Genomic DNA, 19,867 nt, shown 5'->3' on the forward strand with positions numbered 1-19,867 from the left:
GACAGGGCCTTCCTCGTCGACAAGGCGCTGGAATCGATCGAGGTCGGCTCGCACAGTTTCTCGGCGGCCTCCAAGCTGTTCGACAAGGCCACGCGCGAGCGCAGCTGGCTGCTCTACGCATGGTGCCGCCGCTGCGACGATATTGCCGACAACCAGGACAAGGGCGGACCGCTCGGCAACCAGGGCACGCCCAAGGAAGCCGAGGACCGCATCCAGGCCATCCGCGTCCTCACCCGCCGCGCATTGGATGGCCAGCCGACGGCGGACTTCGCCTTCGATGCGCTAGGCATGGTCGCGTCGGAATGCGGCCTCACTTACGAGATGGCGAACGATGTCATCGGCGGTTTCGCCATGGACGCGACCGGTTTTGCGCCGAAAAACGAAAACGACATGCTGCGCTATTCCTACCATGTTGCGGGCGCGGTCGGCATCATGATGGCGAAAATCATGGGCGTGCATGACGACGATGGCGAGACGCTGGACCGGGCGAACGACTTGGGCCTAGCCTTCCAGATTGCGAATATCAGCCGCGACGTGGTGGAGGATGCCGCTGCGGGCCGGGTCTACATCCCCGCGACATGGCTCGAAGAGGCCGGTCTCACACCGGGCGAACACGCCAATCCCGAAAACCGTTTCATTCTCGCAGGCGTCATGCCGCGCATGATCGCTCTGATGCAGAAGCACGAGGATGCCGCGCGTCTCGGCGCGAAACGCCTGCCCTTCCGCTCGCGCTGGGCGGTGCTGGCTGCGGCGAACATTTACGGCGCTATCGGTCGCAAGGTCCTTACCCGCGGGCAGAAGGCCTGGGACACGCGCACCCGCGTCAACGATGCAGAGAAGATGTGGCATGTCGCCACCGCCTTCTTCCAGGCCGTGTGGAACCGGCCCAGCGGCCCGCAAGAGCCGATTATCTGGTCCCGCCACGATTTCCGCCCCGTCGCGGGCTGGTAGTGGACCTTGCGCGCCTGCCGCGCTAGCGGGTGCGACTGAGAGAAACGATCGGAGAGAGACAATGCACAGGTGGCCCGCCCTGCTGGGTATTGCCGCGTCGCTCGCAATCGCAGCGCCGGTCTCGGCGCAGGATTCAAGCAACGCCGATGTGCTGGCCGTGGTCGATACCTTCTTCGAAGGACTGAACACCGCCGATGCCGTGCTGATGAATTCGGTCGTGGCGGAAGGCTCACTGGTCACTTTTGTCGTGGAGAGCGACGACCGCCCTGATCTTCGCGTCCGGACGATGGAGCAGGCCACCGAAGGCCTCGTCGACGGCGGGAATTATTACGAGGAATATTGGGAGCCGACAGTACTGGTCAAAGGACCGATTGCCGTGGTCTGGGCGCCCTATCTTTTCGACGTCGATGGCAAGCGAAGCCATTGCGGGATCGACGTCTTCAATCTCCTGCGCCTCGAGGGCGAATGGAAAATCACCGCGATACAATACTCAGTCGATGAAGGGTGCCCTGCGGGACGATGATTAAGAAGCTCCTGATTGCCAATCGCGGCGAAATCGCCTGCCGTATCATGCGCACTGCGCGCGAGATGGGCATCGCCACCGTTGCGGTCTATTCCGATGCCGACGCCAAGGCGCTGCATGTCCGCCAAGCCGACGAAGCAGTGCACATCGGCCCCTCGCCCGCTGCCGAGAGCTATCTGGTCGGCGAGAAGATTATCGCAGCGGCAAAGCAGACCGGCGCAGAAGCGATCCATCCGGGGTATGGCTTCCTGTCCGAGAACGCCGGTTTCGCGCAGTCGGTGATCGATGCCGGCCTCGTCTGGGTCGGCCCCAAGCCTTCCAGCATCGACGCGATGGGCCTCAAGGACGCGGCGAAAAAACTGATGCGCGATGCCGGTGTGCCGGTGACGCCGGGCTACGAGGGCGAGGACCAGTCGGTCGAGCGCCTCAAGCAGGAAGCCGACGCCATCGGCTATCCCGTGCTCATCAAGGCGGTCGCGGGCGGCGGCGGCAAGGGAATGCGCAAGGTCGATGCGGCAGCTGACTTCGAGGCGAGCCTCGAAAGCTGTCGGCGCGAGGCGAAGGCCAGCTTCTCCAACGACGAAGTGCTGCTGGAAAAGTGGATCACCTCGCCCCGCCATATCGAGGTGCAGGTCTTCGGCGATGCCCATGGCAATGTCGTCCACCTGTTCGAACGTGACTGCTCATTGCAGCGCCGCCACCAGAAGGTGATCGAGGAAGCTCCCGCCCCGGGCATGGACGAGGCGACGCGCGAAGAAATCTGCGCCGCCGCAGTGCGCGCAGCACAAGCGGTCGATTACGAAGGCGCAGGCACGATCGAATTCATCGCCGACGCCAGCGAAGGCCTGCGCGCCGACCGCATCTTCTTCATGGAGATGAATACCCGCCTGCAGGTCGAGCATCCGGTGACCGAGGAAATCACTGGCGTGGACCTGGTCGAATGGCAACTGCGCGTGGCGAGCGGTGAGCCGATCCCGCTCAAGCAGGACGACCTCTTCATCGACGGCCACTCGATCGAGGCGCGTCTCTATGCAGAAGACCCTTCGGGCGGCTTCCTGCCCTCGACCGGACCGCTCGACCATTTCGACCTCGGCGTGGAAGGCCGTATCGAGACCGGCGTCGAGGAAGGCGACATGATCTCGCCCTATTACGACCCGATGGTCGCCAAGCTGGTGGTCTGGGGAGAAACGCGCGCCGAGGCGATCGACCAGCTCGCCGAGATCGCCGAGAGCGTGGAAATCTGGCCGGTGAAGACCAACGCCGCCTTCATCGCCAATTGCCTGCGTGACGAGGATTTCGAGGACGCCAATCTCGATACCGGCTTTATCGAGGCGAAGCTCGACACGCTCGTATCCTCGGACGAAGCCGATGAGGAAATCTGGCAGACCGCTGCCGATTTTGTCGCGCTGGCAGAAACCGAGGACCACGAAGACCTGCCACTCGGCCTGCGCCTTAATGCCCCTGGTGTGCTTTCCGCCACGCTTACGCACAAAGGCGAGACACGCAAGGTGGCCGCTGCGCAGGCTTCGGCTGAGGACGTCGCCACCGGCTTCGTCGACCCCGCGCGCGTGGTGGTGTTTGCCGATGGCCAGAGCTTCGTTTTCGATCGCCAGTCGCGCGGCTCGGGCGCCGCAGCGGCAGGCGACGGTGCGATCATCGCCCCCATGCCGGGCAAGGTCATCGCGGTCGATGTGGCCGAGGGCGACAAGGTGACCGCAGGCCAGCGCCTCATGGTGCTCGAGGCGATGAAGATGGAACACGCGCTCACCGCGCCCTTCGACGGAACCGTGACCGAGCTTTCCGCTGCGACAGGCGGACAGGTGCAGGTCGAGGCTGTGCTGGCGGTGGTTGAGCCGGGCGAGGACTGACAGCCTCCCCGTGCCGGGGAGGTGGCAGCCCGCAGCGCTGACGAAGGGGATTTTCCTCAAAGCGCCACTTTGCGGCGATTCCCCTCCACCGCCTTCGGCGGTCCCCCTCCCCGTGCCGGGGAGGATCAATCCTCCATCTTCTCGCCGAACAGCTCGCCGCGTTCGGAGAAGAGGACGAAGAACAGGCTGAGCACCGCCGTACACAGCAGCGCCAGAGCAAGCGGGCGCGCCGTGCCGTCGTACATGTAGCCGATGAAGGCCCCTAGCGCCGCACCGCTGGTCATGCGCAGGAAGCCCTGTGCGGAGGATGCCGCACCCGCGATATGGCGGAAGGGCTGCAATGCGATGCTGCCGAAGTTCGCGCCGATGAAGCCGAGCAGGCTCATATTCGCCGCCATCAGCGGGACGAAGGTCCAAAGCGTTTCGTCCGGGTCGTTGGCAAACCACAGCTGCAGCGCAGCAACGAAGATGAAGGCGAAGAGTGCCGCGTGGCTCACCTTGCGCGCGCCGAAACGCTCGACGATGCGGCTGTTCGACCAATTCGCCAGCGCCATGCAGCCGGCGCAGATGGCGAAGATGAGCGGGAACTTGTTGCCCGCGCCGAAGGCCTCGCCGATGAGCTGTTGCGAGGAATTGATGAAGCCGAACAAGCCGCCGAACACCAGCGCGCTGCCAAGCGTGTAGCCGATGGTTTCGCGCAAGGTCACCGCACTCTTCATGTTGCGCGTGATGGTCGGCAGGTGGATGTCCTGCTTGTCTTCCTCGTGCAGCGTTTCGGGCAAGCGGAAGTAGACCCATGCGCTCATTACGCAGCCCAAGAGCGCCATCGCGCCGAATATCCAGCGCCAGTCGCCCAGCGCATAGAGCACCGCCTGCCCGATACTGGGCGCGACGGCGGGAACGAGCAGGAAGATGACGAAGATGAGGCTCATCATGCGCGCCATCTTGTCGCCGCCCACGCGGTCGCGGATGATGGCGGGTGGGAGGGCGATAATGCCGGCGGCGAAGAACCCCTGTGCCGCGCGCAGGCCCACAAGAATGTCGAAAGTCGTCGCCACCGCGCAGGCGAGCGAGAGCACGATATAGCAGGCGAGCGCCACGAACAGCACCGGCCTGCGACCGTAGCGGTCGGCAAAGGCCCCGGGCACAAGCGTGCCGAAACCGGCTGCCAGCAGGTAGGCGCCGACCACGAACTGCCGGTCGTTGCCCGCCGCGCCGAGGTCTCCCGCAAGCGCGTCGAGGGCGGGAAGGATAGCATCGATGCCGAAGGCGTTGCAGGCCATCAGCAGCGCCATCATCCAGATAAGCTCGCGCTCGCCGATCTTCGATCGCCGGGCGCGGCCCGGGAGCGGGCGTTCACCGCTGGCAAGCTGTTCGTTTCGCATCTGCACAAAATGGCGGGTGGACCACAAGGTTCCGGTTTGCAACCCGCCTCGCTATTGAGGGGCGATGAGCGAGGTCGATGATTCAGATGATGCCGAGGCCGATGGCCTGAGGAAAATCATCCATGTCGACATGGACGCTTTCTTCGCCAGCGTCGAACAGCGCGACAATCCGGAATTGCGGGGCAAGCCCGTCGCCGTCGGCGGGTCGAGCGGACGCGGCGTGGTCGCTGCGGCCAGCTACGAAGCGCGCACGTTCGGCGTGAAGAGCGCGATGCCCAGCGTCACCGCCAAGCGCAAATGCCCCGAGCTTATCTTCGTAAAGAGCCGTTTCGATGCCTATCGCGAGGTGAGCCGACAAATCCGCGCGATCTTCCACCACCACACCGATCTCGTCGAACCGCTGAGCCTCGACGAGGCCTATCTCGATGTCACCGAAGACAAGCTCGGCATCGGCAGTGCAACGCGGATTGCCGAGCTCATCCGGCAGGAAATCCGCGCCAAGACGAAGCTGACCGCAAGCGCCGGTGTGAGCTACAACAAATTTCTCGCCAAGCTCGCCAGCGACCAGAACAAGCCTGACGGCATGTGTGTCATCCGCCCCGGACAGGGCGCGGAGTTCGTGCAGTCATTGCCCGTACGGCGCTTTCACGGTGTCGGCCCGAAAGGCGCGGAGAAGATGGACCGGCTCGGCATCGTCACCGGCGCGGACCTCGCGGCTAAGGACATCGAGTGGCTGCGCGCGCATTTCGGCAGCTTCGCCGACTATCTCTACCGTGCCGCGCGAGGCATCGACTTGCGACCCGTCCGCTCCAGCCGCATCCGCAAATCGGTCGGCGGAGAGCGGACCTTTAGCCGCGACCTCTCATCGGGCAGCGAACTGCGCGAGACGCTGGAGGACATCATCGACATCGTCTGGGGCTATATCGAGCGCGCCGAGGCGAAGGGACGCACGGTCACGCTCAAGATGAAATACACCGATTTCCAGATTTTCAGCCGCGCGAAGACGGTCGACCGCCCGATTGCGGACAAGGACGAATTTGCCGCCCTGTCCCGCAAACTGCTTGAGGAAGTGCTACCCCTGCCCATGCCTATCCGGCTGATGGGACTGACCTTGTCGAAACTTGAAAGGGACGGCGCGGAGGAACCCAAGCGCCCCGACGCGCAGCTTTCGCTGCTCTAGCTCTTGCGCGCCTGCCACATTTTCAGCCGCTCGCGCGTGCGTGGGCTGAGCGGCTCGGGAAGCGAGTGGGTCGGGAAAAAGCGCGCGTCGACGATCTCGCGCCCGTCGGCTTCGGGCATGTCGCTGACCACGCCTTCGAAAAGGTGGTCCTTGTGCGGCGCGCCGGACAGGGTTTCATCGATGATGCCGACCAGTTTCATCCCCGTGATCTCGCACGCGGTCTCTTCCATCAGCTCGCGCATTGCCGCCTCTTCGGGGCTTTCGTCATCGCCGATGCCGCCGCCCGGGAAAAACCACTCGTTCGGGCCATAGCTGTGCCGCACGAGCAGGATCTGTCCGTCGAAATCGCGCCCAACCACGGTCACACCGTCGCGGGTCTTGCCCGTGGCACGGCGTTTCTGCTGCCGCAAATTGTGGGCGACCCTCAGTGCAAACCGGTGCAGCGGAGCTGGTATCAGGTGAAGCATGTGACAGGCTGTGTAGCGCCTGCCAGCAACCTCGCAACTGGCAAATCGCTATTTCCACCAGCCGCTTGTTCAAAAATTGCGCGCTTCTCCTCGCCGCGGATAACGAAGACCACCCGGTCGCTGGCGAGCAGCGAGGGAATGGTCAGGCTGATGCGGTCGAAAGGCGCTTCGGGGGGCAGCGGGTCGGGCGTCAGACGCAGGATTTGCCGCGGCTCGTCCACTTGCGGGTCGGTATTGGGGAACAGCGAGGCGATGTGCCCGTCCGCGCCCATGCCGAGCCATGCAAGGTCGAAATGCGGGACCTGCTCCATGATGGTAAGCGTCACGACTTCAGCGCCCCTGGGTTCGAACAACGCGCGCAGCTTGCCGGTGTTCGAGGCTTCGTGATCCTCGGGCACGACGCGGTCGTCTCCCGGCCATACCACCAGCCGCGACCAGTCGAGTTCGGCTTCCAACAGCTTCGCCATGATCGGGAACGGCGTCGAGCCGCCCGGCACGGTGATGGTCACCGGCCCTTCGCGGGATGCGAAAGCCTCCGCCAACTGTTGCTCCAGCCAGCTGGCGATATCCGCATCGCTGGCGTTCTCGATGATGTTTACGACGGCCATGGATCCTCCGATACAGCAAACCCGCGCCCGGGAAAGCCGGACGCGGGTGAATTGCTATGCGCTTCGTATGCCTACTTGCTCGTCTGGTTGAGGAACCAGATGCGCTCTTCGGCCTGGTCGATCCAGTCGTCGACGATGCCGCTCGTCGCGTTGTCGCCCACGCTTTCCGCCTCTTCCTTCACGGTTTCGAGCCGATCGTGGAGCTTGCGGTTATCGTCCCTCAATTCGGCCACCATCGCATCGGCGCTGATGGTGACATCGTCCTGGTCCTCGATCTTCGTCTCGGAAGCGATCGTGCCGATAGAGGTGAGCGTGTATTCGTCGTTCTTGCGCACACGTTCGCCGATGGCATCGACGGTCCCGATGAGCTGCGCGGCCTGTTCGTCGAACAGGAGGTGAAGGTCGCGAAAGCGCGGACCCGCGACGTGCCAGTGAAAGTTCTTGGTCTTGAAATAGAGCGCCATCGTGTCTGCCAGCGCCCCGTTGAGCGCGGTCACGAGACCAGATTTCGCATTATTGCCGAGTTCGGCCATTAGATATCTCCGTGTGTCTGTTGCCCTATCAACGGGCAACAGTCGCACGAGTTTCTCGAAGTCCTACGGCCCCAGTAATCGATTGAGGCGATTACAGGTCACACTGCCCACGGCCCCGTGATGGCGACGGTGCGGGTCGGCGAATAGGCATTGACGAAGAACCATTTGCCGTCCGGCGAGAAACAGCCGCCCGCGAGTTCCGTCTGCATGTGCAAATGGCCGAGGACGTGAGATTCACCGGAAGGCGTGATGAGGATCAGGCGGTTGTTGACCACCGGCGTGTACTGGTCCTCGCACACGATAAGGTGCCCGTTGGGGGCAACCGTCAAATTGTCGCCGAAATTCAACTGTGCCGGGTCTTCGCTTTCGAAGAATAGCTCGATTTCATCGGGTTTCTTCCCACGTCCGGGGATGAGCTTGAAGATCTGGCCCAGCTTCCTGGCGCCGCCGCTGGTCGAGCAGACGAAGAGCTCGTCCGTGCCCATATGGATACCCTCGCCGCGCGCGATGAGCGAGCCGCCTTTCGCTGCTGCGCGCTTGCGCAAATCATCCTCGGGAGCCTCAACGTTGTCGAGCGGAAACCATTCGACCTTGTAGCGCTTGCCGACTTCCATCGTCGCGATGTCCCAATTGCGCGTATCGGGCAGGCCGACGATTCGCATGGCTTGCAGCTGTCCGCCTTGCGCAAGGTCGCCCGGCACCTCGGGCTCAAAGCGGTAGAGGACGGAATCGTCGCGGTCCTCGGTCTGGTAGACGAGGCCGGTCCGCGGATCGACGCAGGCTGCTTCGTGGTTGAACCGGCCCATCGCCTTCAGCGGCGCAGGATTGACCTGGCCGGTCGCATTGGCAGGGATCTCGAAGGTCCACCCGTGCTCGGCACCAAGCTTGTCGGGAGCGATCTGTTCGGGCGTGCTGACGAATTCCTCGCAGGTTAGCCAGCTGCCCCAGGGTGTCACGCCTCCGGAGCAATTGCGGATCGTACCGGCGAAGGAGCGGAACTCGCGCTTCTTTTCCAGCGTGGCCACGTCGAGGACGATAGTGGTCGTCCCGCCCGGCAGGACCATTTGTCCCGCGGCCTTGTCATAACCGACCGAAAGGTTGGCACCCGCCCCTTGCCCCGGAACCAGTTCATGGTTGCGCACCAGCGCGATCTCGCCGCCCGGCAAGGGCAGGCAGCCCATTCCGTCGGCATGATCGGGAACCTTGCCCCAGTCGCTCATCGCGTCGTCGAGGCTCGACAGCAGGCGATAGGAAAAGCCTTCCGGCAGATCGAGCAAGCCGTTGGGGTCGGGCAGGAGCGGCCCGTAGCCTGTGAAATTCGTCCTCGTTGATGACGGCGTCATGCAGCCGCTCAAGGACAATCCGCCGAAGGCCATGGCGGTGGCTGACAGGAACTGGCGACGGTACATTTCCATGGTCATGATTCTCTACACTTGGCGGATCGGTTTGGCCCATGCGATAGCACTGCGTCAGGCAAATGACAGTGGGGAGAAAAGCGGATGGAACTGACCGAAGGCATGGCAGCGGTCGTCACTGGCGGCGCGAGCGGGCTTGGCAAGGCGAGCGCAAAGGCGCTGGCGGACCTTGGCCTCAAGGTGACGATTTTCGACGTCAACGAGGAAACTGGGGAGGAACACGCAGCAGCCATCGGCGGCACGTTCGCCCGGGTCGACATCACCGACGAGCAATCGGTCGTCGACGGGTTTACCAAGGCTCGCGAGGCGCATGGGCAGGAACGCGTGACCGTCCACTGCGCCATGACCAGCCGGCGCGGCAAGACGCTCGGCTGGGACAAGGAGACGGGCGGTTACAAACGCCTCTCGACCGAGGATTACGCGTTCGGGGCCGAGGGCATCCTCGTTTCCTCATACCGCATTGCCAGCCATACGGCGCTCGGCATGGCGAACAGCGAGCCCTTGAACGATGACGGCGAGCGCGGATGCATCACACTGACCGCCAGCGTAGCGGCGCAGGACGGGCAGATCGGGCAGGTCATCTACGGCAGCTGCAAGGCGGGCGTGAACGGGCTCGTCCTGCCGATGGCGCGCGATTTGATGGATCTCGGCATCCGCGTGAATTCGGTCATGCCCGGCATTTTCGCCACACCGCTGATGCTCGGCATGAAAGAGAGGAACCCGCAGATGTGGGACCAATTGAACGCCAGCGTCCCCTTCCCCAAACGCCTCGGCGAGCCGGAAGAATTCGCCTCGCTCATCTGCGAAATTGCCCGCAACAGCTATATCAACGGCCACCAGTTCCGGCTGGATGGAGCCATAAGAATGCCTCCGAAATGACCGACAGACAGCGCAATATCGCCAATGTGAAAGCCTTCTATTCGATGGCCTTCAACGATTGCGAACCCGCCAAGGCAATGAAGCTCTATTCAGGCGACCGCTATGTCCAGCACAACCCGCTGGTAGGGGACGGCAAGCAGCCCTTCATCGACTATTTCGAGCGCATGGCGCGCGAACATCCGGACAAGCGCCTGGAAATCAAACGCGAACTCGCCGACGGCGATTTCGTCATCCTGCACTGTTATCAGGATTGGCCCGCAACCGCGTCGAGCGAGCGGGAGGAATATGCGGGCATCGACATCTTCCGCTGCGACGAGAACGGCAAGGTCGTCGAGCATTGGGACGTGCTGCAACTCATCCCGCCGACTGCGGAACACGACAACGGGATGTTCTGAAAGTCCGGGCCGGTCTTAGATGCACCAGTCGCGCTGTTCGCCCTGCGTGGCCTTACCGCCATATTTTTCGCGGCCCTGGATCATGCGTTTATGCAGCGCGAAGATGGCCTTGCTGCCGGTTGTCTTGCACAGGAAAGGAAAGACTGCGTGAACCCAGCAGGCGAGACCCGCTGCAATCATCTTTGCGCCGGTCCCCGAAGCCACAGCAAAATGCTCGCCATAGGTTTCGCCAACGGAGCGGGGGTGGTCGGTAAAGAGTTTCATGTGCGTTGGTAGCCTCCCTCGCGCCCGAATAGCGCGAAGCGCGGTAGCGCACAATTATTCTGGAGCGGGTGAAGGGAATCGAACCCTCGTCGTCAGCTTGGGAAGCTGCTGCTCTACCATTGAGCTACACCCGCTCGCCCGAGCAGTGCGATGTGCCTGTGGCCGGTTTGCCGGTCAACATGGTTTTTCGCAGCAAACGCCGCTAGGCCATTTCCCAAGGGACCAATCGGGAGCGGGACGCACTACCCATGATTAGCGACGATCGTATCATTCTCGGCCTGCTGGCTGCACTTCTGGCCTTCGTCTTCGCAACGCGCGACCGGCCGGGCTGGAAGCGGTTCTACGTTTTCGTCCCCATCATCCTCGTCTGTTATCTCGTGCCCTCGCTCTTCGTGACGAGCGGGCTCATCGACACGTCGGAAAGCCAGCTGTGGCCGATTGCCAAGGACTATTTCCTGCCCGCCGCGCTGTTCCTGATGACGCTGAGCATCGACATCAAGGGTATCCTCGGCCTCGGCAACAAGGCCATCATCATGTTCCTGACCGCGACGGTGGGCATCATCCTCGGCGGCCCGCTCGCGCTGTGGATTGTCGCGCAGTTCGACCCTTCCATCATCGGTGAAGGCAATAGCGCAGCATGGCGCGGGCTTGCCACGCTGGCGGGCAGCTGGATTGGCGGCGGCGCGAACCAGACCGCCATGCTTGAGGTCTACCAATATCCCATCGAGGGCTTCTCAGCCCTGCTCGCGGTGGACATCATCGTCGCCGAAATCTGGATGATTTTCCTGCTCTATGGTGCTGGCGCGCATGAGAAGGTCGACAAGTGGCTGGGCGCGGACAGTTCCTCCATCACGCGGTTGCAGGAAACGATGCAGGACTATTCCGACAGCATCGAACGCGTCGCGAAGGCGAACGACTATGTCCTTTTGTTCGGTGTTGCCTTTGCCGTGGTGGGCCTGTCGCATTTGCTCGGCGGATGGCTCGGCGGGTTCTTCGCCGATTTGCAGGGCGAGGATGCGACGCTTGCGAGCAGCTTCTTCTGGGTCGTCGTCATTTCGACCACGGCCGGGCTCATCGCCAGCTTCACCCGCGCGCGCGAACTGGAAGGCGTTGGTGCGAGCAAGTTCGGCGTCCTCTTCATCTTCCTGCTGGTCGCCATCATCGGCACCCGGATGGACGTGACGAAGATCATGGACGCGCCCGCTTTCATGGCCATCGGCGCGATCTGGATGCTGTTCCACATCGTGCTGCTGCTGGTGGTCGCCAAGATTATCAAAGCGCCGTTCTTCTTCGTCGCGGTGGGGAGCAAGGCCAATGTCGGCGGTGCAGCTTCGGCTCCGGTCGTGGCGGGCGCGTTCCACCCCGCCCTTGCGCCGGTCGGCGTGCTGCTGGCGGTGCTGGGCTATGCGCTGGGGACCTATGGCGCCATCCTGTGTGCGCAGTTGATGGCGCAAGTCGGCTGACGCATCGAGCAAAGGTTTCATCTGAAACCGGTTGATTTTGGACCTCTCGCTTGCCAAGGCCGTTGGCAAGAAAAGAGAGGATTCCCCCATGCGTCAGGTTGACCATTTCATCGCTAATTTCTCGGGGGGCGGAGCCGCAGGTTCCGCCACTCGCACCCACAAGATCTGGAACCCGTCGACGGGCGAGGTTCAGGCCGAAGTCGCGCTGGGCGATGCCGCGCTGCTGCAGCGGGCTGTCGACAACGCCAAGAAGGTCCAGCCCGAATGGGCCGCGACCAATCCGCAGCGCCGCGCCCGCATCATGTTCGCCTTCAAGGAGCTGGTCGAAACGCACAAGCAAGAGCTCGCCGAGCTGCTGTCGAGCGAGCACGGCAAGGTCGTCGACGACGCGCATGGCGACGTGCAGCGAGGGCTCGAAGTCATCGAATTCGCTTGCGGCATCCCGCAGGCGCTCAAGGGCGAGTACACGCAGGGCGCGGGTCCGGGCATCGACGTCTATTCGATGCGCCAGCCGCTCGGCATCGGTGCAGGCATCACCCCGTTCAACTTCCCCGCGATGATCCCGATGTGGATGTTCGGCATGGCGATTGCGGCGGGTAATGCCTTCATCCTCAAGCCTTCCGAGCGCGATCCGAGCGTTCCGGTCCGCCTCGCCGAACTGTTTCTCGAAGCGGGCGCGCCCGAGGGCCTGTTGCAGGTCGTCCATGGCGACAAGGAAATGGTCGACGCCATCCTCGACCATCCCGACATCCCTGCGATCAGCTTCGTCGGTTCCTCGGACATCGCGCAGTATATCTATTCGCGCGGGTCGGCGAATGCGAAGCGCGTGCAGGCCTTCGGCGGCGCGAAGAATCACGGCATTGTTATGCCCGACGCTGATCTCGACCAGGTGGTAAACGACCTTGCGGGCGCGGCCTTCGGTTCGGCTGGCGAGCGTTGCATGGCGCTGCCCGTCGTGGTCCCCGTGGGCGAGGACACCGCCAACCGCCTGCGCGACAAGCTCATCCCCGCCATCAACGCGCTGCGCGTCGGCGTCTCGACTGACAAGGACGCGCATTACGGCCCCGTCGTCACGCCCGAGCACAAGGTGCGCGTCGAAGGCTGGATCGATACGGCCGAGAAGGAAGGCGCCGAAGTCGTGATCGACGGTCGCGGTTTCACTTTGCAGGGCTATGAGGACGGCTTCTTTGTCGGCCCGACGCTGCTCGATCACGTCACCACCGACATGGACAGCTACAAGGAAGAAATCTTCGGCCCCGTGCTCCAGATCGTGCGCGCCAAGGACTTCGAGGAAGCGGTCAAGCTGCCGAGCGAGCACCAGTACGGCAATGGCGTCGCCATCTTCACCCGCAACGGCCACGCCGCGCGCGAATTCGCGAGCCGCGTAAACGTCGGCATGGTCGGCATCAACGTGCCCATTCCTGTGCCCGTAAGCTATCACAGCTTCGGCGGCTGGAAGCGCTCGGGCTTTGGCGACATCGACCAGTACGGCATGGAAGGCCTGCGCTTCTGGACCAAGACCAAGAAGGTCACCCAACGCTGGCCCGACGGCGGCGGTGACGGGTCGAACGCCTTCGTCATTCCGACCATGGGATAAGAATGTCGGGCGGAGCGTTGGAAGGGGCATGAAACAGCTCACCCTCCTCGGCTCCGCCCTTCCCTTCGCCCTGCTCGCGCTTTCCGCCTGCGCCGAACCCATCGAGGACCGGCCCGAGGCCGAAGAGACGATGATACCCGTCGAACCCGATGGCGGGATCGGCGACGGCGCGGAGCCGCTGCCCGATGTGGTAGAAGAAAACCGCATTCCGGATCGCTTTCACGGCAGCTGGGATGCCTCGGCAGAAGATTGCTCCAGCCGTTCCGACATGCGCCTCGAGATCGCGGGCGATCGCATCCGCTTCCACGAATCAACCGGCGAAGTCACCTCTGTCGCGATCGATGGCCCGTCGACCATTCGCGTGGCCATGACGGTCAGCGGGGAAGGAGAAACCGCCGAGACAGCCCGCGCCTACGCGCTTTCCGATGACGGGCAGACGCTCACCTCGTCCGCCGGCGATGGCGAGCAGTTCGAACCTTTCGACCTCGTCCGGTGTCAGGCATGATGCGCTTTGCCGCCCTCCCCCTCGCCCTTTCTGCAGCGGCCTGCATGACCTCTTCCCCGCCCACCGGCGGCATCGAAGCGCCCGACGCGCCGCCCGCAGCCTGCAACGCCACCGAGGCGCAGCAATTCATCGGGCGCAAGGCGAGCTCCTCCATCGGCAACAGCGTGCTCGACATGACCGACGCCCGCCGCCTGCGCTGGGGCGCGCCCGACAGCGTCTTCACCATGGATTACCGCGAGGACCGTGTGAACGTCATCTACGACGAGCAAGGCCTCATCACCCGGATATATTGCGGGTGAGCGTTTCCACCCGCGCCTTCACCGGCTCCCCCTTCGAGGCGCGCTTCGGTTTTGCCCGCGCGGTGCGCGAAGGCAATCGCATCATCGTCGCCGGCACCGGCCCGGTCGAGGATGACGGCTCTTCCACAAAAGGTGATGCCGCTGCTCAGGCGACGCGCTGCTGCACCCTCATCCTGCGCGCCATCGAGGAATTGGGCGGAACGGCAGCCGACGTCGTGCGCACCCGCATGTTCCTGACCGACTTCGACGATCAGGAAGCCGTAGGCGAAGTCCACGCGCGCTTTTTCGGCGAGGCCCGGCCAGCCGCAACGATGGTCGGCGCGCGCTGGCTTTGCCGCCGCGAATGGCGGGTCGAAATCGAAGCCGAAGCGCTGGTCCGCGGCTAGCTTCTGGTGCTGATACCGAAGGGCAGATAGGCCGGGCAAACAGAGACCAGGCTGGTCACGACGAATATGGCGGCAACCACATAGGCCACCACGGCAAACGTACCGGTAATCGACCCCGTGAGCGCCAACGCCACGAGAACGGCGGCCGCAATCAGCCTCAAGGCCTTGTCGAGCGATCCCATATTCTTCGTCATGACTGATACTCCATCGCGCGAGCGAAATGCCCGCCGCAATCTTGCTACGCTTCACACGGTCACCTTGGCAAGGAATGGAAAGCGCAAATCATCGCTCCTGCAATCCTTCCCGATAAGCCGCTCGGCCCCCTTCCCTTGCGGCAACGGGGGGGCTAGAGCGCGCGACATGACTACGAATGCAGGACAATTCCAGCTCACCGAAGAGCAGCTGCAGATCCAGGAAATGGCGCAGCGCTTCACCGCCGACAACATCACGCCGCACGCTGCGGAATGGGACGAGAAGTCGCATTTCCCGCGCGACGTCATCAAGCAGAGCGCCGAGCTCGGCTTCGGGGCGATTTACGTTTCCGAAGAAAGCGGCGGCATCGGCCTCGGACGACTGGAAGCAGCGCTCATCATGGAAGCCATGGCCTATGGCTGTCCGGCGACCAGCGCCTATATCTCGATCCACAACATGGCCGCATGGATGATCGACCAGTTCGGCGGCGCGGAGGTGAAGGAGAAATACCTTCCCGACCTCGTCACCATGGAAAAGATCGCCAGCTATGCGCTGACCGAACCGGGCAGCGGCTCGGACGCGGCAGGGCTGAAAACCTCGGCGAAGCTCGACGGCGACCACTATGTCCTGAACGGCACCAAGCAGTTCATTTCGGGCGGCGGCTTCAACGATGTCTATGTCACGATGGTCCGCACCAGCGACCACAAGACCAAGGGCATCACCTGCCTCGTCATCGACAAGGACACGCCCGGCATTTCCTTCGGCAAGCCCGAGAAGAAGCTCGGCTGGAATGCCTCGCCCACCGCGCAGGTCATCTTCGAGGATGCCCGCGTCCCCGTCGCCAACCGTGTCGGCGATGAAGGCGAAGGTTTCCGTTTCGCGATGATGGGCCTCGACGGTGGCCGCCTCAACATCGGTGCCTGTTCATTGGGCGGGGCGCAGCGCTGTCTCGACGAGGCTGTGGCATACACGAAGGACCGCAAGCAGTTCGACACGCCCATCGCCGACTTCCAGAATACGCAGTTCATGCTCGCCGACATGGCGACCGACCTCGAGGCGGCCCGCGCGCTGCTCTATCTCGCGGCGGCCAAGGTCACCGACGGCGCGCCCGACAAGAGCAAGTTCTCCGCCATGGCCAAGCGCCTCGCGACCGACAGCGGCAGCAAGATCGTCAACGACGCGCTGCAGCTCTTCGGCGGCTACGGATATTTGCGCGAATATCCCATCGAGCGGTTCTGGCGCGACTTGCGCGTGCATTCGATCCTCGAAGGCACCAACCAGGTCATGCGCATGATCGTGGGCCGCGACCTCCTGCGCCAGTGAGCCTTGCCATGACCGAAGACGTAAACATCCACACCCATGGCCGCGTCGGCCATATCTCCCTGAACCGTCCCAAGGCGCTGCACGCGTTAACGCTCGACATGTGCCATGCGATGAGCGCGGCACTCACCGAATGGGCGAAGGACGATACCATTGAGGCCGTGATCCTTGATCATTCGGAAGGACGCGGGTTCTGCGCCGGCGGCGATATCAACCTGCTGCGCCACTCCGCATTGAACGACGGCGGCGAGAGTGGCCGCAAGTTCTTCCACGACGAGTACCAGCTCAACCACCAGATGATGACCTATGACAAGCCGATCGTGGCCTTCATGGACGGCATCACCATGGGCGGCGGCGTGGGCATTGCTTTGCCGTGCACCTACCGCGTCGCGACCGAGAACACGCGCTTCGCCATGCCCGAAACCGGCATCGGCCTCTTCCCCGATGTGGGGGGCGGCTGGCACCTCTCGCGGCTCGGCGGACGGCTCGGACAGTTCCTCGCGCTGACGGGCGCGCGGCTCGATGGGGCGGAGTGCCTCTGGGCAGGCATCGCCACGCATTATGTGCCGAGCGACATGCTCGCCGATGTGAAGGCGCGCATCATCGAGAAGCCCGACCGCATCCGCGGTATCCTGTCCGAACCCGTGGGCACGCCGCCCAAGGCGCGTATCGAGGGTAATGCCGACAAGATTGCCCGCCACTTCGCTTCCGACCGTTACGAAGACATCCTCGCCAGCCTCGAAAAAGCCTCTGACGAAGGGGACGAATGGGCGACCAAGGAACTGCACACGCTGGGCACCAAGAGCCCGCAGACCTGCAAGGTCGCGCTGCGCCAGCTGGCGACGAGCAAGGACCTCGGCAGCTTCGCCGACAACATGGTGATGGAATACCGCATCGCCAGCCGCGTGCTGACCCGCCCCGATTTTGCCGAAGGCGTGCGCGCGGTCATCGTGGACAAGACCAACGACCCCAAATGGGACCCGGCAACGCCCGAGGGCGTGAGCGAGGAACTGCTCGACAGCATCTTCGCCCCGCTTCCCGCCGATGAGGAATGGAAACCCCTATGAGCTTCGAAACTATCACCGTCGAAAAGCGTGACGCGGTTACGCTGATTACCCTCAACCGCCCCAAAGCCTTGAACGCGCTCAACAGCAAGGTGCTTGACGAACTCATCGAGGCTTTCGCCGCCTACCAGGCCGATAGCAGCCAGCTGTGCGCAGTGCTCACCGGCTCGGGCGACAAGGCCTTTGCTGCAGGCGCCGACATCAAGGAAATGAGCGAAAAGGAAGCGGCAGACTTCTATCTCGACGATTTCTTCGCGCCCTGGACCAGCGAAATCGTCAAGAAGACCCGCAAGCCATGGATTGCCGCGGTGAACGGCTTTGCGCTGGGCGGTGGGTGCGAGCTTGCCATGATGGCGGACTTCATCATCGCTTCGGAAAACGCCAAGTTCGGCCAACCCGAAATCAAGCTCGGCGTGGCTCCCGGCATGGGCGGTTCGCAGCGCCTGACCAAGGCCATCGGCAAATCGAAAGCCATGGAAATGTGCCTGACGGGCCGCATGATGGGCGCAGAGGAAGCCGAGCGCAGCAACCTCGTCGCGCGCGTCGTCCCGCATGACGATTTGCTCGAGGATGCCATGAAGACTGCCGCGCAGATTGCCGCGATGCCACCTATGGCTGCGATCGCGAACAAGGAAATGGTCAATGCCGCTTTCGAGACAAGCCTCGACCAGGGCCTGATCATCGAACGCCGCATCTTCCAGATCCTCACCGCGAGCGAGGACAAGGCCGAAGGCATGGCCGCCTTCGTCGAAAAGCGCGAGGGCAAGTGGAAGGGCCGGTAAGCCCGACCCTCAAGAGCAAAAGAAAACGCGGAGAGAGAACATGAAAATCGCCTTCATCGGCCTCGGCAATATGGGCGGCGGGATGGCCGCGAACCTCGTCAAGGCGGGGCATGAGGTGAATGCCTTCGACCTTTCGGAAGAAGCGCTGGCGACGGCACGAGACAATGGCTGCGCGACCTTCACCGATGCCGCTGAAGCCGTCGAAGGTGTCGAGGGCGTGGTGACCATGTTGCCCAATGGCGGCATCGTGAAGTCGGTCTACGAAGCCAGCGTCATCAGCCACGCACCCGAAGGCGCGGTGCTGCTCGACTGCTCGACCATCGACGTCGCCACCGCCAAGGACGTTATCGCCAAGGCCGAGGCGGCTGGATACGACATGGTCGACGCCCCCGTTTCGGGCGGGATTGCGGCGGCCAATGGCGGCACGCTCACCTTCATGGTCGGCGGAACCGACAAGGCTTTCAAGCGCGCTGAAGAGATTCTCCAGGCCATGGGCAAGGCGGTCATCCACGCTGGTGACGCTGGTGCAGGCCAGACGGCCAAGATCTGCAACAACATGCTGCTCGCCATCACGATGATCGGTACCACCGAGGCGATGACGATGGCCGAAAAGCTCGGCCTCGACCCGCAGAAGTTCTACGAGATTTCGAGCCAGTCCTCGGGCTATTGCTGGCCGCTCAACGCCTACACGCCGATGCCCGGAGTGGGCGTCGAAAGCCCCGCCGACAATGGCTATGCGGGCGGCTTCGCCACCGCGCTGATGCTCAAGGACTTGCGCCTCGCGATGGAAGCGGCGGGCAGCGTCAATGCGAAGACCGCGCTGGGGCAGCACGCGACAGAAATCTACGAAGCCTTCGCCGAGAAAAACGGCGGGCTCGACTTTTCGGCGGTCATCAAGACGCTCTGATTTTTTAGGGAAGTGGTATCGCGACGCCGCCAATAGGGCGACTGGCCGAAAGGCTCGGGGCAGCACCGCGATACCGAGGTCCATGTAACCCGCGTTTCCTTACGAGTCTTGTACCCAAATCTGCATTAATTCTGAATTCTTAGCCCAATTCGCTCAGGACTTGCGCCAGCCAGCGGCGGGGGGCTTGTCGTCGGCCGATATCGGCGACGAATTCCTGCCCCCGCGCAACGCTCCTGAGCCGCCCGCCACGCAGCCACCGGTCGTCGCGGTCGTGGTAGCTGAGGCCGCCTTTGCGGAGCCATTCGGGGTGGTTCCAGAGGCTGGGAGGTCCACCCGGAACCGTCAGGCGTAGCGTATCGCTGGCGCTGTTCGCAGTGGCACCAGATCCGACATAGAGACAGTCATTGGAGCCGTGCATTTCAAGCGCATGCGGATGGTGCACATCCGAGAATTCGCGTCGGTCAGCCTCGTCGGATTCCCCCAAATGCACCATCCGCTTTACTTCGAGAAAGCCGAAGATGCGGTGGTGTGGCTCGCACGTTTCCTCCTCGCGAAAAAGACCGAAGAAGAGGAAAACATCGCCCAGACCCACGCCCTGGTTGGCGAGATGTGTTTGGGCCGCCCCGACCTGTCCGAAAATGCAGGTGCCATCGTCCAAAAACATCGGATCGTGGTGGCAGAGGTCGTCCGGACCCAGCTTGCCGCGACTGGCCTTGGAGGCATGCTCGCCCAGTCCAAGGTCGCCATAACTCGTGCCCGAGGCCACTCCCGCCGGGATGGGCAGGCTAAGCGGCCTGTCGTCCACGATCGGCGAAGGCCCGCCGCCTGCCGCGCTGTCGAAGCCCTTGCGGCTGAAGATAATCCTCATGACCGCGCGAGGGCGC

At 63.2% G+C, this 19,867-nt stretch carries 23 protein-coding genes and 1 tRNA gene; 15 read left to right on the forward strand and 9 right to left on the reverse strand.

Going from position 1 to position 19,867, the window contains the following annotated elements; translation table 11 throughout:
• The first annotated feature begins 36 nt into the window (after positions 1-36).
• From K3152_RS08025 to K3152_RS08035, 3 genes are all read left to right on the forward strand, one after another.
• Positions 37-951 carry a phytoene/squalene synthase family protein gene (locus K3152_RS08025; RefSeq protein WP_345719784.1) on the forward strand — a complete coding sequence of 305 codons (915 nt, stop codon included), beginning with the start codon at positions 37-39 and terminating at the stop codon, positions 949-951.
• A 61-nt stretch (positions 952-1,012) separates the two neighbouring features.
• Positions 1,013-1,474, forward strand: coding sequence for a nuclear transport factor 2 family protein (locus tag K3152_RS08030; protein ID WP_221573567.1), 462 nt, complete (start codon positions 1,013-1,015; stop codon positions 1,472-1,474).
• Positions 1,471-3,342 carry an acetyl/propionyl/methylcrotonyl-CoA carboxylase subunit alpha gene (locus K3152_RS08035; RefSeq protein WP_221573568.1) on the forward strand — a complete coding sequence of 624 codons (1,872 nt, stop codon included), beginning with the start codon at positions 1,471-1,473 and terminating at the stop codon, positions 3,340-3,342. Before K3152_RS08030 ends, K3152_RS08035 begins: the two co-directional genes overlap by 4 nt.
• 125 nt (positions 3,343-3,467) lie before the next feature.
• Here K3152_RS08035 and K3152_RS08040 read toward each other — a convergent pair whose 3' ends face one another.
• Positions 3,468-4,727: a multidrug effflux MFS transporter gene (locus K3152_RS08040; RefSeq protein ID WP_221573569.1), complete on the reverse strand. Its 1,260-nt coding sequence runs from the start codon at positions 4,725-4,727 to the stop codon at positions 3,468-3,470.
• 64 nt (positions 4,728-4,791) lie between these two features.
• On the opposite strand from K3152_RS08040, the gene dinB reads away from it, so the two are divergent.
• Entirely contained in the window at positions 4,792-5,907 is a 1,116-nt protein-coding gene (dinB, locus tag K3152_RS08045; protein ID WP_221573570.1) for a DNA polymerase IV, read from the forward strand.
• Here the strand turns inward: dinB and K3152_RS08050 are convergent.
• From K3152_RS08050 to K3152_RS08065, 4 genes are all read right to left on the reverse strand, one after another.
• Positions 5,904-6,317: an NUDIX domain-containing protein gene (locus K3152_RS08050; protein ID WP_247713272.1), complete on the reverse strand. Its 414-nt coding sequence runs from the start codon at positions 6,315-6,317 to the stop codon at positions 5,904-5,906. The genes dinB and K3152_RS08050 overlap by 4 nt on opposite strands.
• A 44-nt stretch (positions 6,318-6,361) precedes the next feature.
• Positions 6,362-6,982: a 6-phosphogluconolactonase gene (locus K3152_RS08055; protein WP_221573572.1), complete on the reverse strand. Its 621-nt coding sequence runs from the start codon at positions 6,980-6,982 to the stop codon at positions 6,362-6,364.
• A 71-nt stretch (positions 6,983-7,053) separates the two neighbouring features.
• Positions 7,054-7,515 (reverse strand): Dps family protein, encoded by a 462-nt coding sequence (locus K3152_RS08060; RefSeq protein ID WP_221573573.1) that lies wholly within the window; start codon positions 7,513-7,515, stop codon positions 7,054-7,056.
• A gap of 98 nt (positions 7,516-7,613) precedes the next feature.
• The gene (locus tag K3152_RS08065; protein WP_345719780.1) at positions 7,614-8,930 is read right to left on the reverse strand and encodes an alkaline phosphatase PhoX; all 1,317 of its coding nucleotides are present in this window, start codon (positions 8,928-8,930) and stop codon (positions 7,614-7,616) included.
• 84 nt (positions 8,931-9,014) lie between these two features.
• On the opposite strand from K3152_RS08065, the gene K3152_RS08070 reads away from it, so the two are divergent.
• Positions 9,015-9,809 carry an SDR family oxidoreductase gene (locus tag K3152_RS08070; RefSeq protein ID WP_221573574.1) on the forward strand — a complete coding sequence of 265 codons (795 nt, stop codon included), beginning with the start codon at positions 9,015-9,017 and terminating at the stop codon, positions 9,807-9,809.
• The gene (locus tag K3152_RS08075; RefSeq protein ID WP_221573575.1) at positions 9,806-10,204 is read left to right on the forward strand and encodes a nuclear transport factor 2 family protein; all 399 of its coding nucleotides are present in this window, start codon (positions 9,806-9,808) and stop codon (positions 10,202-10,204) included. Before K3152_RS08070 ends, K3152_RS08075 begins: the two co-directional genes overlap by 4 nt.
• Positions 10,205-10,219: 15 nt before the next feature.
• On the opposite strand, the gene K3152_RS08080 is transcribed toward K3152_RS08075, so the two are convergent.
• Together K3152_RS08080 and K3152_RS08085 are read right to left on the reverse strand one after the other, a co-directional pair.
• On the reverse strand, positions 10,220-10,468 hold the full coding sequence (locus K3152_RS08080) for a DUF6356 family protein (protein WP_221573576.1): 249 nt from the start codon (positions 10,466-10,468) through the stop codon (positions 10,220-10,222).
• Positions 10,469-10,528: 60 nt separating this feature from the next.
• A tRNA-Gly gene (locus tag K3152_RS08085) sits at positions 10,529-10,602 on the reverse strand.
• Positions 10,603-10,716: 114 nt separating this feature from the next.
• Here K3152_RS08085 and K3152_RS08090 point away from each other — a divergent pair.
• The 5 genes from K3152_RS08090 to K3152_RS08110 all read left to right on the forward strand — a co-directional run bounded on the left by K3152_RS08090 (position 10,717) and on the right by K3152_RS08110 (position 14,718).
• The gene (locus K3152_RS08090) at positions 10,717-11,931 is read left to right on the forward strand and encodes a DUF819 family protein (RefSeq protein WP_221573577.1); all 1,215 of its coding nucleotides are present in this window, start codon (positions 10,717-10,719) and stop codon (positions 11,929-11,931) included.
• A gap of 88 nt (positions 11,932-12,019) precedes the next feature.
• The gene (locus K3152_RS08095) at positions 12,020-13,528 is read left to right on the forward strand and encodes a CoA-acylating methylmalonate-semialdehyde dehydrogenase (RefSeq protein WP_221573578.1); all 1,509 of its coding nucleotides are present in this window, start codon (positions 12,020-12,022) and stop codon (positions 13,526-13,528) included.
• Between the two features lie 28 nt (positions 13,529-13,556).
• A complete protein-coding gene (locus K3152_RS08100; protein WP_221573579.1) occupies positions 13,557-14,033 on the forward strand; it encodes a hypothetical protein in 477 nt (158 codons plus the stop codon).
• A gap of 44 nt (positions 14,034-14,077) precedes the next feature.
• Positions 14,078-14,332: an I78 family peptidase inhibitor gene (locus tag K3152_RS08105; RefSeq protein ID WP_221573580.1), complete on the forward strand. Its 255-nt coding sequence runs from the start codon at positions 14,078-14,080 to the stop codon at positions 14,330-14,332.
• Complete coding sequence (locus K3152_RS08110) at positions 14,329-14,718, forward strand: RidA family protein (RefSeq protein ID WP_221573581.1); 390 nt, start codon at positions 14,329-14,331, stop codon at positions 14,716-14,718. The genes K3152_RS08105 and K3152_RS08110 overlap by 4 nt, the downstream gene beginning before the upstream one ends.
• Here K3152_RS08110 and K3152_RS08115 read toward each other — a convergent pair.
• Positions 14,715-14,912, reverse strand: a complete 198-nt coding sequence (locus K3152_RS08115; protein WP_221573582.1) for a YgaP family membrane protein — start codon at positions 14,910-14,912, stop codon at positions 14,715-14,717. The two genes, K3152_RS08110 and K3152_RS08115, sit on opposite strands and share 4 nt — an antisense overlap.
• A 166-nt stretch (positions 14,913-15,078) precedes the next feature.
• On the opposite strand from K3152_RS08115, the gene K3152_RS08120 reads away from it, so the two are divergent.
• Genes K3152_RS08120 through mmsB form a run of 4 tightly spaced genes read left to right on the forward strand, consistent with a single transcriptional unit; the run spans position 15,079 to position 18,983 of the window.
• The gene (locus K3152_RS08120) at positions 15,079-16,233 is read left to right on the forward strand and encodes an acyl-CoA dehydrogenase family protein (protein ID WP_221573583.1); all 1,155 of its coding nucleotides are present in this window, start codon (positions 15,079-15,081) and stop codon (positions 16,231-16,233) included.
• Positions 16,234-16,241: 8 nt separating this feature from the next.
• Positions 16,242-17,297: an enoyl-CoA hydratase/isomerase family protein gene (locus K3152_RS08125; protein ID WP_221573584.1), complete on the forward strand. Its 1,056-nt coding sequence runs from the start codon at positions 16,242-16,244 to the stop codon at positions 17,295-17,297.
• Complete coding sequence (locus K3152_RS08130) at positions 17,294-18,076, forward strand: enoyl-CoA hydratase-related protein (protein WP_221573585.1); 783 nt, start codon at positions 17,294-17,296, stop codon at positions 18,074-18,076. Before K3152_RS08125 ends, K3152_RS08130 begins: the two co-directional genes overlap by 4 nt.
• Before the next feature lie 40 nt (positions 18,077-18,116).
• On the forward strand, positions 18,117-18,983 hold the full coding sequence (gene mmsB / locus K3152_RS08135) for a 3-hydroxyisobutyrate dehydrogenase (RefSeq protein WP_221573586.1): 867 nt from the start codon (positions 18,117-18,119) through the stop codon (positions 18,981-18,983).
• A 139-nt stretch (positions 18,984-19,122) separates the two neighbouring features.
• Here the strand turns inward: mmsB and K3152_RS08140 are convergent, their stop codons facing one another.
• Positions 19,123-19,851 carry an Nmad3 family putative nucleotide modification protein gene (locus tag K3152_RS08140; protein ID WP_221573587.1) on the reverse strand — a complete coding sequence of 243 codons (729 nt, stop codon included), beginning with the start codon at positions 19,849-19,851 and terminating at the stop codon, positions 19,123-19,125.
• Between the last annotated feature and the right edge of the window lie 16 nt (positions 19,852-19,867).

This window comes from Qipengyuania polymorpha (assembly GCF_019711435.1).
GTDB lineage: Bacteria > Pseudomonadota > Alphaproteobacteria > Sphingomonadales > Sphingomonadaceae > Qipengyuania > Qipengyuania polymorpha.

Excerpts from the sequence above, each read along its gene's own strand:
- K3152_RS08030 (WP_221573567.1), top strand. The coding sequence starts at position 1,013 with ATGCACAGGTGGCCCGCCCTGCTGGGTATTGCCGCGTCGCTCGCAATC.
- K3152_RS08035 (WP_221573568.1), top strand. The coding sequence starts at position 1,471 with ATGATTAAGAAGCTCCTGATTGCCAATCGCGGCGAAATCGCCTGCCGT.
- K3152_RS08040 (WP_221573569.1), bottom strand. The coding sequence starts at position 4,727 with ATGCGAAACGAACAGCTTGCCAGCGGTGAACGCCCGCTCCCGGGCCGC.
- dinB (WP_221573570.1), top strand. The coding sequence starts at position 4,792 with ATGAGCGAGGTCGATGATTCAGATGATGCCGAGGCCGATGGCCTGAGG.
- K3152_RS08055 (WP_221573572.1), bottom strand. The coding sequence starts at position 6,982 with ATGGCCGTCGTAAACATCATCGAGAACGCCAGCGATGCGGATATCGCC.
- K3152_RS08060 (WP_221573573.1), bottom strand. The coding sequence starts at position 7,515 with ATGGCCGAACTCGGCAATAATGCGAAATCTGGTCTCGTGACCGCGCTC.
- K3152_RS08065 (WP_345719780.1), bottom strand. The coding sequence starts at position 8,930 with ATGGAAATGTACCGTCGCCAGTTCCTGTCAGCCACCGCCATGGCCTTC.
- K3152_RS08070 (WP_221573574.1), top strand. The coding sequence starts at position 9,015 with ATGGAACTGACCGAAGGCATGGCAGCGGTCGTCACTGGCGGCGCGAGC.
- K3152_RS08075 (WP_221573575.1), top strand. The coding sequence starts at position 9,806 with ATGACCGACAGACAGCGCAATATCGCCAATGTGAAAGCCTTCTATTCG.
- K3152_RS08080 (WP_221573576.1), bottom strand. The coding sequence starts at position 10,468 with ATGAAACTCTTTACCGACCACCCCCGCTCCGTTGGCGAAACCTATGGC.
- K3152_RS08090 (WP_221573577.1), top strand. The coding sequence starts at position 10,717 with ATGATTAGCGACGATCGTATCATTCTCGGCCTGCTGGCTGCACTTCTG.
- K3152_RS08095 (WP_221573578.1), top strand. The coding sequence starts at position 12,020 with ATGCGTCAGGTTGACCATTTCATCGCTAATTTCTCGGGGGGCGGAGCC.
- K3152_RS08100 (WP_221573579.1), top strand. The coding sequence starts at position 13,557 with ATGAAACAGCTCACCCTCCTCGGCTCCGCCCTTCCCTTCGCCCTGCTC.
- K3152_RS08105 (WP_221573580.1), top strand. The coding sequence starts at position 14,078 with ATGACCTCTTCCCCGCCCACCGGCGGCATCGAAGCGCCCGACGCGCCG.
- K3152_RS08115 (WP_221573582.1), bottom strand. The coding sequence starts at position 14,912 with ATGACGAAGAATATGGGATCGCTCGACAAGGCCTTGAGGCTGATTGCG.
- K3152_RS08120 (WP_221573583.1), top strand. The coding sequence starts at position 15,079 with ATGACTACGAATGCAGGACAATTCCAGCTCACCGAAGAGCAGCTGCAG.
- K3152_RS08125 (WP_221573584.1), top strand. The coding sequence starts at position 16,242 with ATGACCGAAGACGTAAACATCCACACCCATGGCCGCGTCGGCCATATC.
- K3152_RS08130 (WP_221573585.1), top strand. The coding sequence starts at position 17,294 with ATGAGCTTCGAAACTATCACCGTCGAAAAGCGTGACGCGGTTACGCTG.
- mmsB (WP_221573586.1), top strand. The coding sequence starts at position 18,117 with ATGAAAATCGCCTTCATCGGCCTCGGCAATATGGGCGGCGGGATGGCC.
- K3152_RS08140 (WP_221573587.1), bottom strand. The coding sequence starts at position 19,851 with ATGAGGATTATCTTCAGCCGCAAGGGCTTCGACAGCGCGGCAGGCGGC.